The organism is uncultured Oscillibacter sp., assembly GCF_900546705.1.
Lineage (GTDB): Bacteria > Bacillota > Clostridia > Oscillospirales > Oscillospiraceae > Oscillibacter.
Map to the genome: position 1 here is coordinate 1 of NZ_URDP01000049.1, position 13,760 is coordinate 13,760.

12 protein-coding genes and 1 pseudogene are annotated in these 13,760 nt (G+C 60.7%); 4 read left to right on the forward strand and 9 right to left on the reverse strand.

Features of this window, described 5'->3' with window-relative positions:
- The 6 genes and pseudogenes from QZS13_RS09045 to QZS13_RS09070 all read right to left on the reverse strand — a co-directional run.
- A pseudogene (locus QZS13_RS09045) lies at nt 1-1,640 on the reverse strand (DNA-directed RNA polymerase subunit beta); the annotation flags it as partial.
- A gap of 403 nt (nt 1,641-2,043) precedes the next feature.
- The gene (locus tag QZS13_RS09050) at nt 2,044-2,229 is read right to left on the reverse strand and encodes a hypothetical protein (protein WP_295588122.1); all 186 of its coding nucleotides are present in this window, start codon (nt 2,227-2,229) and stop codon (nt 2,044-2,046) included.
- Nucleotides 2,230-2,301: 72 nt separating this feature from the next.
- Complete coding sequence (locus QZS13_RS09055; protein ID WP_295588125.1) at nt 2,302-2,559, reverse strand: permease of phosphate ABC transporter; 258 nt, start codon at nt 2,557-2,559, stop codon at nt 2,302-2,304.
- Nucleotides 2,560-2,676: 117 nt separating this feature from the next.
- Nucleotides 2,677-3,240: a chromate transporter gene (locus QZS13_RS09060; protein WP_295588127.1), complete on the reverse strand. Its 564-nt coding sequence runs from the start codon at nt 3,238-3,240 to the stop codon at nt 2,677-2,679.
- Nucleotides 3,237-3,797 carry a chromate transporter gene (locus tag QZS13_RS09065; protein WP_295588128.1) on the reverse strand — a complete coding sequence of 187 codons (561 nt, stop codon included), beginning with the start codon at nt 3,795-3,797 and terminating at the stop codon, nt 3,237-3,239. Before QZS13_RS09065 ends, QZS13_RS09060 begins: the two co-directional genes overlap by 4 nt.
- Nucleotides 3,798-3,913: 116 nt before the next feature.
- Nucleotides 3,914-5,539, reverse strand: coding sequence for a gamma-glutamyltransferase family protein (locus tag QZS13_RS09070; RefSeq protein WP_295588131.1), 1,626 nt, complete (start codon nt 5,537-5,539; stop codon nt 3,914-3,916).
- Between the two features lie 241 nt (nt 5,540-5,780).
- On the opposite strand from QZS13_RS09070, the gene QZS13_RS09075 reads away from it, so the two are divergent.
- Nucleotides 5,781-6,668: a LysR family transcriptional regulator gene (locus tag QZS13_RS09075; protein WP_295588133.1), complete on the forward strand. Its 888-nt coding sequence runs from the start codon at nt 5,781-5,783 to the stop codon at nt 6,666-6,668.
- Nucleotides 6,669-6,706: 38 nt separating this feature from the next.
- Here the strand turns inward: QZS13_RS09075 and QZS13_RS09080 are convergent, their stop codons facing one another.
- Nucleotides 6,707-7,204, reverse strand: coding sequence for a DUF4330 domain-containing protein (locus QZS13_RS09080; RefSeq protein WP_295588136.1), 498 nt, complete (start codon nt 7,202-7,204; stop codon nt 6,707-6,709).
- A 117-nt stretch (nt 7,205-7,321) separates the two neighbouring features.
- On the opposite strand from QZS13_RS09080, the gene csaB reads away from it, so the two are divergent.
- Both csaB and QZS13_RS09090 read left to right on the forward strand, forming a co-directional pair.
- A complete protein-coding gene (csaB, locus tag QZS13_RS09085) occupies nt 7,322-9,547 on the forward strand; it encodes a polysaccharide pyruvyl transferase CsaB (RefSeq protein ID WP_295588138.1) in 2,226 nt (741 codons plus the stop codon).
- Between the two features lie 24 nt (nt 9,548-9,571).
- Entirely contained in the window at nt 9,572-10,216 is a 645-nt protein-coding gene (locus QZS13_RS09090) for a YoaK family protein (protein ID WP_295588141.1), read from the forward strand.
- A gap of 36 nt (nt 10,217-10,252) precedes the next feature.
- On the opposite strand, the gene QZS13_RS09095 is transcribed toward QZS13_RS09090, so the two are convergent.
- Both QZS13_RS09095 and QZS13_RS09100 read right to left on the reverse strand, forming a co-directional pair.
- On the reverse strand, nt 10,253-11,548 hold the full coding sequence (locus QZS13_RS09095; protein ID WP_295588148.1) for a chloride channel protein: 1,296 nt from the start codon (nt 11,546-11,548) through the stop codon (nt 10,253-10,255).
- Nucleotides 11,549-11,610: 62 nt separating this feature from the next.
- On the reverse strand, nt 11,611-12,459 hold the full coding sequence (locus QZS13_RS09100; RefSeq protein WP_295588144.1) for a hypothetical protein: 849 nt from the start codon (nt 12,457-12,459) through the stop codon (nt 11,611-11,613).
- 252 nt (nt 12,460-12,711) lie between these two features.
- Here QZS13_RS09100 and serC point away from each other — a divergent pair.
- Nucleotides 12,712-13,760, forward strand: a 1,049-nt coding sequence (gene serC / locus QZS13_RS09105) for a 3-phosphoserine/phosphohydroxythreonine transaminase (RefSeq protein ID WP_366557956.1), incomplete at its 3' end; no start/stop codon positions are given.

Here is a 13,760-nt window from a genome sequence, read left to right on the forward strand (position 1 = left end):
AGGCCGATGTTGGGACCTTCGGGGGTCTCGATGGGGCACATACGGCCGTAGTGGCTGTAGTGCACGTCACGGACTTCCATGTTGGCGCGCTCGCGGCTCAGGCCGCCGGGGCCCAGAGCGGAGAGACGACGCTTGTGGGTCAGCTCAGCCAGGGGGTTGGTCTGATCCATGAACTGGCTCAGGGGGCTGGAGCCGAAGAACTCCTTGATGGCGGCGGTAACGGGGCGGATGTTGATGAGGCTCTGGGGGGTGACCACGTCCAGATCCTGGATGGTCATGCGCTCCCGGATGACCCGCTCCATCCGGCTGAAGCCGATGCGGAACTGGTTCTGGAGCAGCTCGCCCACGCACCGCAGACGGCGGTTGCCCAGGTGGTCGATATCGTCCTTGACGGAGATGCCCCGGGCCAGGCCGTTCATGTAGTTGATGGAGGTGAGGATATCGTCGATGATGATGTGCTTGGGCACCAGATCGTCCCTGTGCAGGCGCAGCTGATCCTTCAGCTCCTCGCCGGAGTACTGGTTCAGCAGCTCCTGGAGCACCTCGAAGCGCACACGCTCCTTGATGCCGCACTCAGCCAGGGGGTCAAAGTCCACATAGTGGCTCAGGTCGCACATGCGGTTGCTCATGACCTTCAGGCTCTGGCCTTCCACGTCAATGGTGACCTCGCCCACGCCGACGGTGTCCAGCAGCCGGGCGTCCTCCTTGCTCAGCAGGTGACCCTCGTCGAAGAGGATCTCGCCGGTGGCAGGGTCAGCCACGGGATAGACCAGCTTGTAGCCGGCCACCCGGTGCCACAAAGACAGCTTCTTATTGAACTTGTACCGGCCCACGATGGACAGATCGTAACGCCGGGGGTCGAAGAACAGATTATGGATGAGGGTCTCGCTGGCCTCCACCGTGGGGGGCTCGCCGGGACGCAGCTTGCGGTAGATCTCCAGCATGGCGTCCTCGTAGGTCTTGCAGGGGTCCTTCTCCAGCGTGACAGCGATCCGGGGATCGTCACCGAAGGTATCCAGAATCTCTGCGTCGGTCTTGAGGCCCAGGGCACGGATCAGGCAGGTGATGGGCAGCTTGCGGTTTTTGTCGATGCGGACCCAGAACACCTCGTTGGCGTCCGTCTCATACTCCAGCCAGGCGCCCCGGTAGGGGATAACGGTGGAGGTGAGGATGGGCAGATCGGTCTTGATGTCGATCTCCTTGCCGTAGTACACGCCGGGGGAGCGGACGATCTGGGAGACCACCACGCGCTCGGCGCCGTTGATGACAAAGGTGCCGGAGTGGGTCATCAGGGGGAAGTCGCCCATGAAGATCTCCTGCTCCTTGATCTCCTCGGTCTCCTTGTTGCGCAGGCGCACCTTCACCTTCAGAGGTGCGGCGTACGTGGCGTCCCGGGCCTTGCACTCCTCCACGTCATACTTGGGGGCCTCGTCCATCTTGTAGTCGATGAACGTCAGCTCCAGGTTGCCCTGATAGTCGGTAATGGCGCCCACGTCGCCAAACACCTCACGCAGGCCGGTGTCCAAAAACTCCTGGTAAGACTTCTTCTGGATCGCCAGAAGGTTCGGCATGGGCATGACTTCCTCGTGCCGGGCAAAGTTCTTACGAAGGGTCTTTCCGTAGTACTTGTCTTTGGCCATCTTCTCATTCACCTTTCTTCTGCGCCCATGTCCTGTCCGGCATGGGTACATGTTTTTTGTCGGTCGGCGGCCGGCGTTAAGACACGCGCGGCGCAGTTGTTAAATATTCTTCCTGTTGCTCTTGCATTGCTCTGGGAAATGTGCTATCGTATCCATAGAAGTTGAAGAATGGACAGGTATCCATCTTCATCATATAAGCGACTCATTCTACCATGGGTCTCTCTTTTTGTCAAGCATTTTCTGCGGCCTATCCGGCCGTTTTTTTATTGTCGTTTTGCGGAAAAGCGGTACCCCAGCACCGGCTTCTTCCCCCGCACTCGTCCCTTCCGCACCTCAGCATCCGTAAAAAAACCGCCGCCGGAAGCGCTCCGGCGGCGGTTTTTCTGCAATTTCAGCCGTGGATTTACTCGTACAGCTCCTCATCGGCGTAGTCATCGTACTCCGAACCGAATTTTTGGGTCAGGCGCTTTTTCATGCCGCAGTACCCCACGGACAGGTCGTGCCATCCGCCGATAATCAGACATACCAGCGCGGCGAACGCCAAGCTGGCACCGATGATCTTCATGACCATGCTTGCGGTCTTGCTCATAATCTGTGTTCCTCCTTCTCACTGGATGTCCTGCAACGAAGATAGTTGTATGATACACCAAACGGGCTGGTTTTACAACTGCTTTTCCCGATAAATATCTTTGATCTCCACACGTTCTCCCAGCAGGAAGGGCAGGAATTTCCCCATCAGGGGCACATAGGTGGCCACGAAGATCAGCGACGCGACCCAGGCCGTGACCCACTTCTTGCGCCAGGGCATGCCAAGGCCCACCAGTACGCCCAGCGCACATACACACAGCTTCAGCAGGGCGATGTCCCGCCAGTCGCAGTGTTTCAAATACCGGTTTGCCGCATCAGTCAGCTGATTCATTGGGACAACCTCCTCCAATTTATATGCCCGTCAGTTTGGGCTATTGTACCATAACCCCGCCGGAAAAGGAAGCGGGATTTGAGAAAAACCGCCGCCCATCCGGGCGGCGGCTCTTATTCAAAAGCCCAGCACGATGCCGACCACCGCCGCGCAGGCGATGTAGACAATGGGGTGGAGCTTGAACTTCTTGATGGCAGCAAAGGCCACCACGAAGAAAATGAGCTTGCGGAAGTCGAAGATATCCATAATGGCACCGGTCTGCTCATACAGGTCAAAGTGGAACATGGACACCTGCACCACGCTGATGCCCGCAGCGGCGATCAGTCCGGTGACGGCGGGCCGCAGGCCGTAGAAGGCCGCGTCCACCGTTTTGCTGCCCCGGAAGCGCTCCAGAGACTTGGAGACGATTACAACGATCACAATGGAGGGAAGAATCTCGCCCATGGTGGCCACGATGCCGCCCAGCACACCTGCAATGTTGCAGCCCACATAAGTAGCCATGTTGATGCCGATGGGGCCGGGGGTGGACTCGGAGATGGCGATCATGTCCGTGATCAGGGACTGGGGGAACCAGCCGGTGGACTCAGCGAGGTCCTGCAGGAAGGGAAGCGTGGCCATGCCGCCGCCCACGGCGAACAGACCGATTTTCAAAAACTCCCAAAAAAGCTGCAAATAAATCATTTCTGCTCCTCCTTCCCCGCTTTACGCTGTACTATCTTGGCGCCGATGCCCAGCAGGGCGCAGGCGATCACCAGCAGGATAGGAGAAAGATCGGTGAAGGTGTTGAGCACCAGCATAACCAGGCAGACCACAACGCCGAATGCATCCTTGACGCCCTTTTTCCACATACTGATGACCGCATCCAGAATCAGTGCCGCCACGCACACGGAAATTCCGGCCAGCGCGTGCTGCACATACACGTTATCCTGGAAGCTGGAGAGGAAAAACGCGATAATGGAGATGATGATGATGCAGGGGGACACCATACCCAGTGCGGCAGCCACCGCGCCGGGAATCTTGCGCTGCCGATAGCCGATAAATACGGAGACATTGATGGCAATGATACCGGGCAGGCCCTGGCTCAGGGCATAGTAGTCCATAATGGTTTCCTCATCCATCCACTTGTGGTTCTGGATGATCTCCCGCCGGAGAATCGGAAGCATGGCATAGCCGCCGCCGAACGTCACGGCGCCCATGCGGAAAAACAGTGTGTACAGGATCAGCAAGTCACGCAGCATGTGAGGCCTTCCTTCCCTTAGAGATTTGTTTTTTGCGGCAACGTGCCGCGCACCAATTGGTGCGCGGCCACGTGAACCGGGTTATTCTATCACAATATGAGCTCTGAGGCAAGCCCTTACCATGCAGCGATGGTGCCGTCGGCCCGGGGCTCCGTGCCGCCCACCAGCGTGCCGTCATCCATGCGCCAGATGATCTCGCCGCGGCCCATGCCCAGATTGGAGTTGACGATCTCCACCTGATGGCCCATGTCCGCCAGCTTCTGGGCGATGTGGGCGGGAACCTCCCGCTCCAGCTGCACCTTCTTCTCACCGACCCACTGGAACCGGGGCGCGTCCAGGCACTCCTGGGGGTTCATGTGATAATCCACGGTGTTGACGATCACCTGCACATGGCCCTGGGGCTGCATGAAGCCGCCCATGACGCCGAAGGGTCCCACGGGCTTGCCGTCCTTGCACAGGAAGCCGGGAATGATGGTGTGGTAGGCCTTCTTGCCGCCTTCCAGATAGTTGTCGCTCTCGGGGTCCAGGGAGAAGTTGGCGCCCCGGTCCTGAATGGTGATGGCAGTGCCGGGCACCGCAATGCCGGAGCCGAAGCGGTTGTAGTTGGACTGGATGAAGGAGACCATGTTGCCCGCGCCGTCGGCCACGCAGAAGTACACGGTGCCGCCGCAGGAGGGATCGCCCGCCTCGGGATAAACGGCCTTGTCGGTAATGAGGGCACGGCGGACATCGGCATACCGGTCAGAGAGCATGTCGGAGACCTTGGTGCGCATGTAGCGGGGATCTGCCACGAACTTCTTGGTATCCACGAACGCCAGCTTCACCGTCTCGATCATCTTATGATAGGTGTCCGCATTCTCCCGGTCGTCGCCCAGTTCCATGCCCTTGAGCATGTTCAGGGCCATGAGCGCGGTAATGCCGTGGCCGTTGGGGGGCATCTCGCAGACCTCGTAGCCCTTGTAGTTGACGGAGATGGGCTCCACCCACTGGGCCTGATAGTTCTCGAAATCGCTCTCGGCAAAGAAGCCGCCGGTCTTCTGGGAGAACTCCACAATCTTCTTCATGATCTCGCCGTGATAATAGCTCTCGCAGTCGCTTGCGGCCAGAGACTCCAGCGTGGCAGCGAAGTCGGGATTATAGAACGTGTCGCCGGCCTCATAGGTCTTGCCGTCCTTGGTGAAGTACTTCAGCCAGGGACCGAATACCTCCGGCTCCTTCTCCGCGGCAGCGGTGAAACGGGCGACCTCCGCCTTCCACTGCTTATAGACGTTGACGGGGATGCAGAAGCCCTCCCGGGCATAGCGGATAGCCGGAGCCATCAGCTCCGCCATGGTCTTGGTGCCGAAGCGGCGGCGCAGCAGCGCCCAGGCGCTGGGGGCGCCGGGAACCATGGTGGGCAGCCAGCCGTTTACCGGGACAGAGGTGTAGCCCGCCTCTTTCACCTTTTCAGCGGAGAGCGCCATGGGCGCCACACCGGAGCCGTCCAGGCCGAAGAGCTTGTTGTCCTTGGCGCTCCAGACCAGAGCAAAGCAGTCACTGCCCAGGCCGTTGCCGGTGGGCTCCACCAGAGGCAGCGTCGTGGCCATGGCCACCGCCGCGTCCATGGCGTTGCCGCCGGCCTTGAGAATCTCCAGACCCACCTGAGAGGCGATGGGAGACGTGGAACAGGCCATACCCTTTCTGGCATAGACCACGTTCCGGTGAGATGCGAAGGAATACTTCAGAGGATCAAACTGCACCATACTATCCCGTCCTTTCAACAATAACCATTTGGGATCGGCTTGCGCCGTCTTTTTATAATAATGGTGTTATTTTGACACTATAGCAAAATTATCTTTGCCAGTCTAACACTTTATGGTGATAAACTGATAACCAAATGTTATGATTTCAATAAATACCATATTTACTTTCGGCTTTTTCTGTGATACTGTACAAAGAAAACGGCCCTGATGCGTGTTTCATCAGCGGACAGAGGTGCGCGGTATGGAGATTTTTCAGCTGAGACAATTTCAGGCAGTGGCGGAACTGGAGCACATGACCCGTGCGGCGGAGCGGCTGAACCTGGCCCAGCCGGCTCTGAGCCGAACCATCCGGAACCTGGAAAACGAGCTGGGCGCCCCCCTGTTCGACCGGGACGGGCGCCGGATGCGGCTCAACGAGAACGGGCGGATTCTGCTGCGCTATGCCCGGCAGATTCTCGCTTCCCTGGAGGACGCCCAGGCGGAGATCAGCGCCCGGAAAACCGGCACGGAAAGCCGCATTCGCCTGTGCATCCACTCAGCCACCGCCCTGCTGCCCCAACTGCTGGCAGATTTTCTCGCCGTGCGCCCCGAGGTTCGCTTTGAAATCACCCAGCGGATTTTCCGGGACACAGAGTCCCCCACCTATGACATGCTCATCGACTCGCTGGTAGGCGACGAGGTGCTGCCCCGCAGTTCCTGCCTGCTGCTGCGGGAGGAAGCCATGCTGGCAGTTCCGGAAGGCCATCCGCTCACCCGCCTCCCCTCCGTCTCCCTCTCAGACATCCGGGACGTGCCCTTTGTCAATCTGCGCCGGGACCGTCCCTGGGCCCGGATCATCCGCAAGGCGTGCAACGAGGCCAGCTTCTCTCCCCGGGTGGTGGCGGAGAGCGACAACCCCATCACTCTGTGCGACTTCGTCCGCTGCGGCGTAGGCGTGTGCTTCCTGCCCAGCCGGACCGGTCTTCCGCCCCAGACCGACGGCATCACCCTGATCCGTCTGCAGGATTTTGTCCACACGCGTCACCTGTATCTCCACTGGAGGTACAATACCTATCTCCCGCCTCATATCGCAGCTTTCCGGGACTTCTGCCTTCCCTGGTTTGAGAAGCTGGAGCAAACCAACGCATAAAAAAGACATCCCCCGCCATGGGGGATGTCTTTTTCGCTTTAGTCCTGAGCGTCTTCCCACTGCACGTCGATGACCGTGCCGCCGTTGATCTCAATGTACTCACTTTTGAGGATGTAGTCTTTCTTGCCGATCCGGACTTCCTGGTCCCCCACCTTGGTGGTCATCACATCGCCAGTGGGCGTTTCCGTGGTGGCGGTGAAATAGAGCGTCACATGCTCCGGATCTTCCACCCACGTTCCATCGGCCCCCAGCACGTAGTAGGGCTCCTTTTCCACGCTCTCGATCTGGCCGCCCACCAGTTTGCCGGAGGCCATGAGGGGAGAGGGAAGGTGTTCCAGGCACGCCTCATACAGCTCTACCGGCACGCCCTCCGCCTTGACCACATACGTCACCTTTGTCATAGCCGCCTCGCCGCTCTCCCCGCTGCCGCGGTTCATCAGCTTTACACCGGCGAAGACCGCTACCGCCACAATCAGCAGTACGGCGATCACGTCGACGATATTGAACTTTCCAATGCGCTTTGCTTTCTGTTCCATACGTTCCTCCATCAGCGGCCCAAAGCCGCCCGATTCTTTGTGGACAATGTCTGCGAAACATTGTATAATACTTTTTACGATTTCACAAGAACATTTTCATCAAAGAAGGACGTTTTCATGAAGGTCATCCATCTCATCAGCGGCGGCGATTCCGGCGGCGCCAAGACTCACGTGCTCAGTCTGCTGCAAAATCTCAACAAATCCATCACTGCACAGCTGGTGTGCTTTCGGGACGGTCCCTTTGCCGACGAGGCCCGGAGCCTGGGCATCCCCACCGAAATCTTCAGCGGGAACAACGTGCTGCGGGTGCGCCGGCAGCTGATCGCCTACATCCGGGAGGGCGGATACGACCTGATCCACTGCCACGGCTCCCGGGCCAACATGATCGGCGCCATGCTCCGCAAGCCCACGGGTCTGCCGGTGGTGACCACCGTCCACAGTGACTACCGCCTCGACTACATGGGCCGCCCCCTCAGCCGCATCACCTTCGGCACCATCAATGCCTATGCCCTGCACAAGCTGGATTACCGCATCGGCGTCTCCGACGCCATGGTGGACCTGCTCATCTCCCGGGGTTTCCCCGCCGACCGGTTTTACGCCATCTACAACGGCATCGATTTCACCCCTGCCCCGCCCCAGGGCGACCGTCTGGCTTACCTGCGCCAGTTGGGCGTGGATGCGGACGAGCAGTCCGTGGTGGTGGGCATTGCCGCCCGCCTCAATCCCGTCAAGGACATGTCCACCCTCATCCGGGGCTTTGCCGCAGGCTACGCCGCCTGCCCCCGGCTGCGGCTGGTCATTGCCGGAGACGGCGAGGAGCGGGAAAAGCTGGAAAACCTGGCAAAGGAACTGGGCGTAGAGCATCAGGTGACCTTTGCCGGCTGGATCAGCGGCGGCATGGATCAGTTCTACGCCGCTCTGGACATCAACACCCTGACCAGTCTCTCCGAGACCTTCCCCTACGCCCTGACGGACGGCACCCGGTTCCATCTGGCCACCGTCGCCACCGCCGTGGGCGGCATCCCCTACCTGATCGACACCGGCGTCAACGGCTTTTTGTTCCAGCCCGGTGACTGGAAGGCCCTGGGCGAGCACCTGGCCGCCCTGGGCAATGACGACGCCCTGCGCCATGACATGGGGGAAAAGCTCTATCAAAAAGCCTCCTCCCAGTTTTCCATTCAGAGCACGGTGGAGACCCAGCTGCACATCTACCAGGAGATCCTCCGCCGCTACCACCGCCCTGCCGCCGACCGGGACGGGGTGGTCATCTGCGGCGCCTACGGCCGGGGCAACGCCGGCGACGACGCCATTTTGGAAGCCATTTTACAGGAGATGCGCTCCATTGACCCGGATATGCCCATCACCGTACTGAGCAAGGACCCTAAGTCCACGCGCCTTACCTACCGGGTGCAGGCAGTGCACCGGTCCAGCTTCCTGGCCTGGCACAAGGCCATGCACCACGCCAGACTCTACATCAACGGCGGCGGCAGCCTCATCCAGGACGTCACCTCCCGCCGCTCCCTGTGGTTCTACCTCTATAATATCCGCGCCGCCAAGCGCGCCGGATGCAAGGTGCAGATGTACGGCTGCGGCATCGGCCCCGTCACCCGGGACAGTCACCGCCGCCTGGCCGCCAAGGTGCTCAACGCCAACGTGGATGTGATCACTCTGCGGGAGCCCGACTCCCGGGAGGAGCTGCGGCGCATGGGGGTCACAGTCCCCCGGATTCTGCTGACCGCAGACCCCGCCCTGACGCTGCGCCGCGCCTCCGACGCAGAAGTGGACAGTGTGCTGCTTCGGGCCGGTATCCCGCCCCGGGGAAAGTATCTGTGCTTTGCCCTGCGCCAGTGGAAGGGCTTTGACGAAAAGGCCGGCGTGTTTACCGCCGCGGCCCGCTACGCCTACGAGACCTACGGTCTGACCCCTGTGTTCACAGCGGTGGAAAAGCACCTGGACCCCCTGGCCGGACGCAAGGCCGCCCAGGGTCTGACCGTGCCCCACTACTTCCTGGACGACGCCGGCGGCGCCGGCACCATCATCGGTGCTCTGTCCCGCATGGAGGTTGTGGTGTCCATGCGGCTCCACGCGCTGATTTTCGCTGCCAGTCAGGGCATTCCCCTGGTGGGCGTAGTCTACGATCCCAAGGTGTCCTCCTTCCTCAAGTACATGGGGCAGGAGCTGTTTGTGGATCTTGCCTCTGTGACGGAGGCGTCCTTGTGCCGTATGATCGACCAGGCGGCCGGCCAGGCCAGCGCCCTCCAGTCCCGGGAGGCGGCGGTGGCCCGTCTGCAGGAGATGGAGCAGCGCAACGTGGAAGTGGCCCGGGAGCTGCTGGGGCTGTAAGATATCACGAAAGGAGCGGGCTGTATGGAACACGCGCAGCAGCGGCTGCATTTCACCATGTCGTTTATCGGCGGCTTTCTGGCGGTCTACGCCGTATTGTGCTTTGCCGGACTGCTGGGCTCCGCCCAGACGTCCAATCTCATTCTTCTGACCACCGACCTGCTCAGCGCAAACTGGATGGACTTTCTCCTGCGGATCGGCGGCGCAATCCTGTATATGTGCGCCATTGCTCTGACCGTTTGGCTGCCCCGCCGGTGCCGCACGGATCTCAGGCGCATCAGCGTGGTGCTGGACATGGCCGCCGCCCTGGTGGTCGGTCTCTTTCCCGAGGGGATTCCGCCGGTGCTGGGGCTCTATCCCCTGTTTTTCGCCATGGCCTTCCAGTGGAACAGCTTTACCGGAGCGGACGGCTTCGTCAGCTCCACCATTTTTTCCACCAACAACTTCCGCCAGTTCTCTATGGCTCTGGCGGAAACCCTGGCCGGGCACGCTCAGCTGCCCAAAGCCGCCTTTTTCGGAAAAACACTGCTGAGTTTCCACTGCGGCGTGGCCATTTCCTACCTGCTCTGGCAGTTTCTGGGCAACCGCAGCGCCTGGATTTGTCTGCTGCCCTGCGCTGCCGCCATGGCACAGCTGATGCTGGAGCCGAAGCCCTCCGCAGTCGTATGAATGCGTAAGAAAAAAGCCCCCTTTCGGGGGCTTTTCTTATTCTTTCAGACTGCCGTGCACCGGCGGCTCAGCGTGGGGATTCCCCGCGTGGTGGGCGTTGGTATGCACGTTGATATACTGTGCTTTCAGTTTGGAATACAGGATGGTCTGGCTGGAGTAGAGGCCGTTGTAGCCGGAGAGCATGTAACTGATGCCGCAGATCAGGGCAAAGTACAAAAGTCCCCCGTCCCCGAACAGCTCCACTGACAAAAAGATGGAGGCCACCGGGCAGTTGACCGCGCCGCAGAACACGGCCACCAGTCCCAGCGCCGCGCCGCAGGTGGCCGGGATACCCAGAAGCGGGCCCGCCACACAGCCGAAGGTGGCGCCCACAAAAAACGAGGGGACCACCTCACCGCCCTTGAACCCGGCGGAGAGCGTCACCGCCGTGAAGAGGATCTTCAGGAGAAACGCGGCCGGACTGGCGGTTCCCTGTTCCACCGCCGCGGTGATGACGTCCATGCCGGCGCCGTTGTAGTCCGTGGTGCCGCAAAGATAGGTCAGGGCGATCACCGCCGCGCCGCCCGCGATCACCCGTACCCAGGCGTTGGGCAGATAGCGTGCCATCCGATGCTCGGCAAAGTGGATGGTATTGCAAAAGAGAATGGACACCAGGGCGCACAGGGCGCCCAGCACCGCCACCCGCAGCAGCATCACCGCCTCCAGCTCCGGCATGACCACCGTGAACCGGGTGGGCTCCACGCCCATGAGCAGCGAGACACCGTAGGCGGTCAGGGAGGCCGTCAGGCAGGGGATGAACGCCGCATGGTACATCACGCCGATGCTGATGACCACCATGGCAAACACCGTGGCGGTCAGGGGCGTACCGAACAGCGCGGCGAAAAACGCCGCCATGCCGGCCATGGTGGCCGTCCGCATGTCCCGGTCGTCCAGGTGAAACAGCCCGCCCACATGGTTGCCGATGGTGCCGCCCATCTGCAGCGCGGCGCCCTCCCGTCCGGCAGACCCGCCGCAAAGGTGGGTCAGCACCGTGCCCAGAAAAATGGCGGGCAGCAGCCAGATAGAAAGCCCTTTGCCCAGATGCACCGCGTCGATGATGTCGTTGGTGCCCTGGCCCTCTGTCCGGGTCAGCTTGTAAAAGCCCACGATGCAAAGGCCTGCCAGGGGCAGACACCACAGGAGCCACCCGTGAGCCGCCCGCAGCTCGGTGGCCTTTTCCACACCGATGTGGAATGCCGAGCCGATCACGCCGCACACGGCACCCGTCACCGCCGCCACCGCCAGCCACTTGACCAGCGCCTGGACATACAGTCCGATGTGGCTCCACTCCATCCGCAGCCAATCCTTCAGGGCGCAGGCCGCCGGAGTACCGTCGGAGCGCGTCTCCGCTTTGCTCATACGCCCACCTCCCCCGGTTCTGCCTCAGTTTCCCGCCCGTCCAGCCGCGTCTCCAGACACGCCGGATTTCTCAGGTACCGGCCGAAGGCCGCGAAAAATCGGGAGTATTCGATGCCCGTGGCAATCCGCTCGTCCATGACCACGCCCAGGGGCATCCGCCGCCGTCCGGGCACCACCGGGTCCGGCACCGGCCGGCCCATACAGACAAAAACGCTGGTGGTACCGAACTCATAGCAGTGGTGATAGATGTAGCTGGTATTGATGGAGGCCAGGTTGGTGATGAACACGCTGGTGTGGAACGGGCTCAGGTCGATGACCCACCGGGGCAGCAGTCCGTGGAGATCCAGATGATACGCCAGACCGAACACCACCCTGGCCAGTCCCGGGATGGAAAAAGCCATACTGGCAAACCAGTCGGTACGGTTATTGTGAGCGGCCTCCAGATTGCGGCGGATCTGCTCCCGGACCCGCTGGCTGATGGTAAATACCGTGTCCTCCGGCTGGAGGAAGATTTTGATGACCGTCTCATCCGGTGTCCCGTCCGCGCGGGTCTTGAGAATCACAAAGCTGAAGCAGAAGTGGTTGCGCCGGTACACCCGCCGGTTGACCACGAAGTAATTGAGCTTGGGATTTTCCAGCACCGCCTTGTAATAGGCCGCTGCCAGCACGCTCATATGGGTAACAACCCGTCCCTCCCGGCGCTTTTGCCGGATGTAGTCTTTCAAGATTGTCTCGTCAGCGTAGTCGTTTGCCCAGTTCTGGGCGTCATAGCGGCGGGGCATGATGTAAGGCAGCGCCTGCACAATGGGACTGAGTCCCTTGACACGAGTTCCGTCCGCACGCATAGGATCCCCCCTCCCTGCTCTGGCGGGCACGCCGCCGAAGCGTTCACACATAGTTGGAAATATTATATGAAAATTTCGTTAAGATTTCAATCTTTTCCACAGGCCTTTCCCGCATTCCTGTAAGGTTGCATAAGCGCCGGCACATGCCGGCCCCGCGATGCGGTGGAAATATCCGTTGATTCTTTCCCATCCCCGTCGTATACTTGACAGAAAGCGGCTGCATGCAGCCGAAATTACGAGAGGAGATGTCTTATGATGAAGTACGGCCGTACCTATAACTTCTCTGCCGGTCCCGCCATGATGCCGGAGGAAGTGCTGGAGGAGATCGCCGCCGAGATGATGAACTACCGCGGAAGCGGCATGTGCGTTATGGAGATGAGTCATCGATCCCAGGTCTTCCAGCAGATTCGGGACGAGGCCGAGGCGGATCTGCGCCGTCTGATGGGCATCCCCGACAACTACAAGGTCCTGTTCATCCAGGGCGGCGGCACGGTGCAGTTTGCCATGGTGCCCATGAACCTGATGAAAAACGGCACCGCCTGCTATGTGGAGACGGGCAACTGGTCCAAAAAGGCCATTGCCGAGGCAAAGCGCTACGGGAAGGTGGAGGTGGTGGCCTCCTCCGCCGACCGCAATTTCTCCTACATTCCCGACTGCTCCAATCTGGCCATTCCCGCTGACGCGGACTATGTCTACATCTGCGAAAACGAGACCATCAACGGCACCACCTACCACACCCTGCCCAACACCCAGGGCAAGGTTTTGGTGGCCGACCAGTCCTCCATGTTCCTCTCCCGCCCCTGCAACGTCAGCGACTACGGCCTCATCTGGGGCGGCGTGCAGAAAAACGTGGGCCCGGCAGGCATGGCTATCGTCATCATCCGGGAGGATCTGATCCGGGAGGACCTGCCGGAGTTTGTGCCCACCTACCTGCGCTACCACATTCACGCGTCCAATGACTCTTTGTACAACACCCCCAACTGCTGGGCCATCTACTGCTGCGGCAAGGTGTTCAAGTACCTGCTTGCCCACGGCGGGCTGGAGGGCGCCGCACAGCGCAACCAGGAAAAGGCCGACGTGCTCTACCGTTTCCTGGACTCCAGCCGCTTCTTCACCGGCGCCGTCCGGCCGGAAGACCGTTCGCTGATGAACGTCCCCTTCGTCTCCCCCTCCAAGGAGCAGGACGCCCAGGTGATCGCCGCCGCCAAGGCCGCGGGCTTCGACAACCTCAAGGGCCACAAGAGCGTAGGCGGTCTGCGGGCCTCTATCTACAACGCCATGCCCAAGGAGGGCGTGGAGGC

Bases quoted from the DNA above. Each gene is read 5' to 3' on its own strand.
- QZS13_RS09065 (WP_295588128.1), bottom strand. From the start codon at position 3,797: ATGCTGCGTGACTTGCTGATCCTGTACACACTGTTTTTCCGCATGGGC.
- QZS13_RS09100 (WP_295588144.1), bottom strand. From the start codon at position 12,459: ATGCGTGCGGACGGAACTCGTGTCAAGGGACTCAGTCCCATTGTGCAG.
- QZS13_RS09080 (WP_295588136.1), bottom strand. From the start codon at position 7,204: ATGGAACAGAAAGCAAAGCGCATTGGAAAGTTCAATATCGTCGACGTG.
- QZS13_RS09070 (WP_295588131.1), bottom strand. From the start codon at position 5,539: ATGGTGCAGTTTGATCCTCTGAAGTATTCCTTCGCATCTCACCGGAAC.
- QZS13_RS09090 (WP_295588141.1), top strand. From the start codon at position 9,572: ATGGAACACGCGCAGCAGCGGCTGCATTTCACCATGTCGTTTATCGGC.
- QZS13_RS09095 (WP_295588148.1), bottom strand. From the start codon at position 11,548: ATGGAGTGGAGCCACATCGGACTGTATGTCCAGGCGCTGGTCAAGTGG.
- QZS13_RS09060 (WP_295588127.1), bottom strand. From the start codon at position 3,240: ATGATTTATTTGCAGCTTTTTTGGGAGTTTTTGAAAATCGGTCTGTTC.
- QZS13_RS09075 (WP_295588133.1), top strand. From the start codon at position 5,781: ATGGAGATTTTTCAGCTGAGACAATTTCAGGCAGTGGCGGAACTGGAG.
- QZS13_RS09050 (WP_295588122.1), bottom strand. From the start codon at position 2,229: ATGAGCAAGACCGCAAGCATGGTCATGAAGATCATCGGTGCCAGCTTG.
- csaB (WP_295588138.1), top strand. From the start codon at position 7,322: ATGAAGGTCATCCATCTCATCAGCGGCGGCGATTCCGGCGGCGCCAAG.
- QZS13_RS09055 (WP_295588125.1), bottom strand. From the start codon at position 2,559: ATGAATCAGCTGACTGATGCGGCAAACCGGTATTTGAAACACTGCGAC.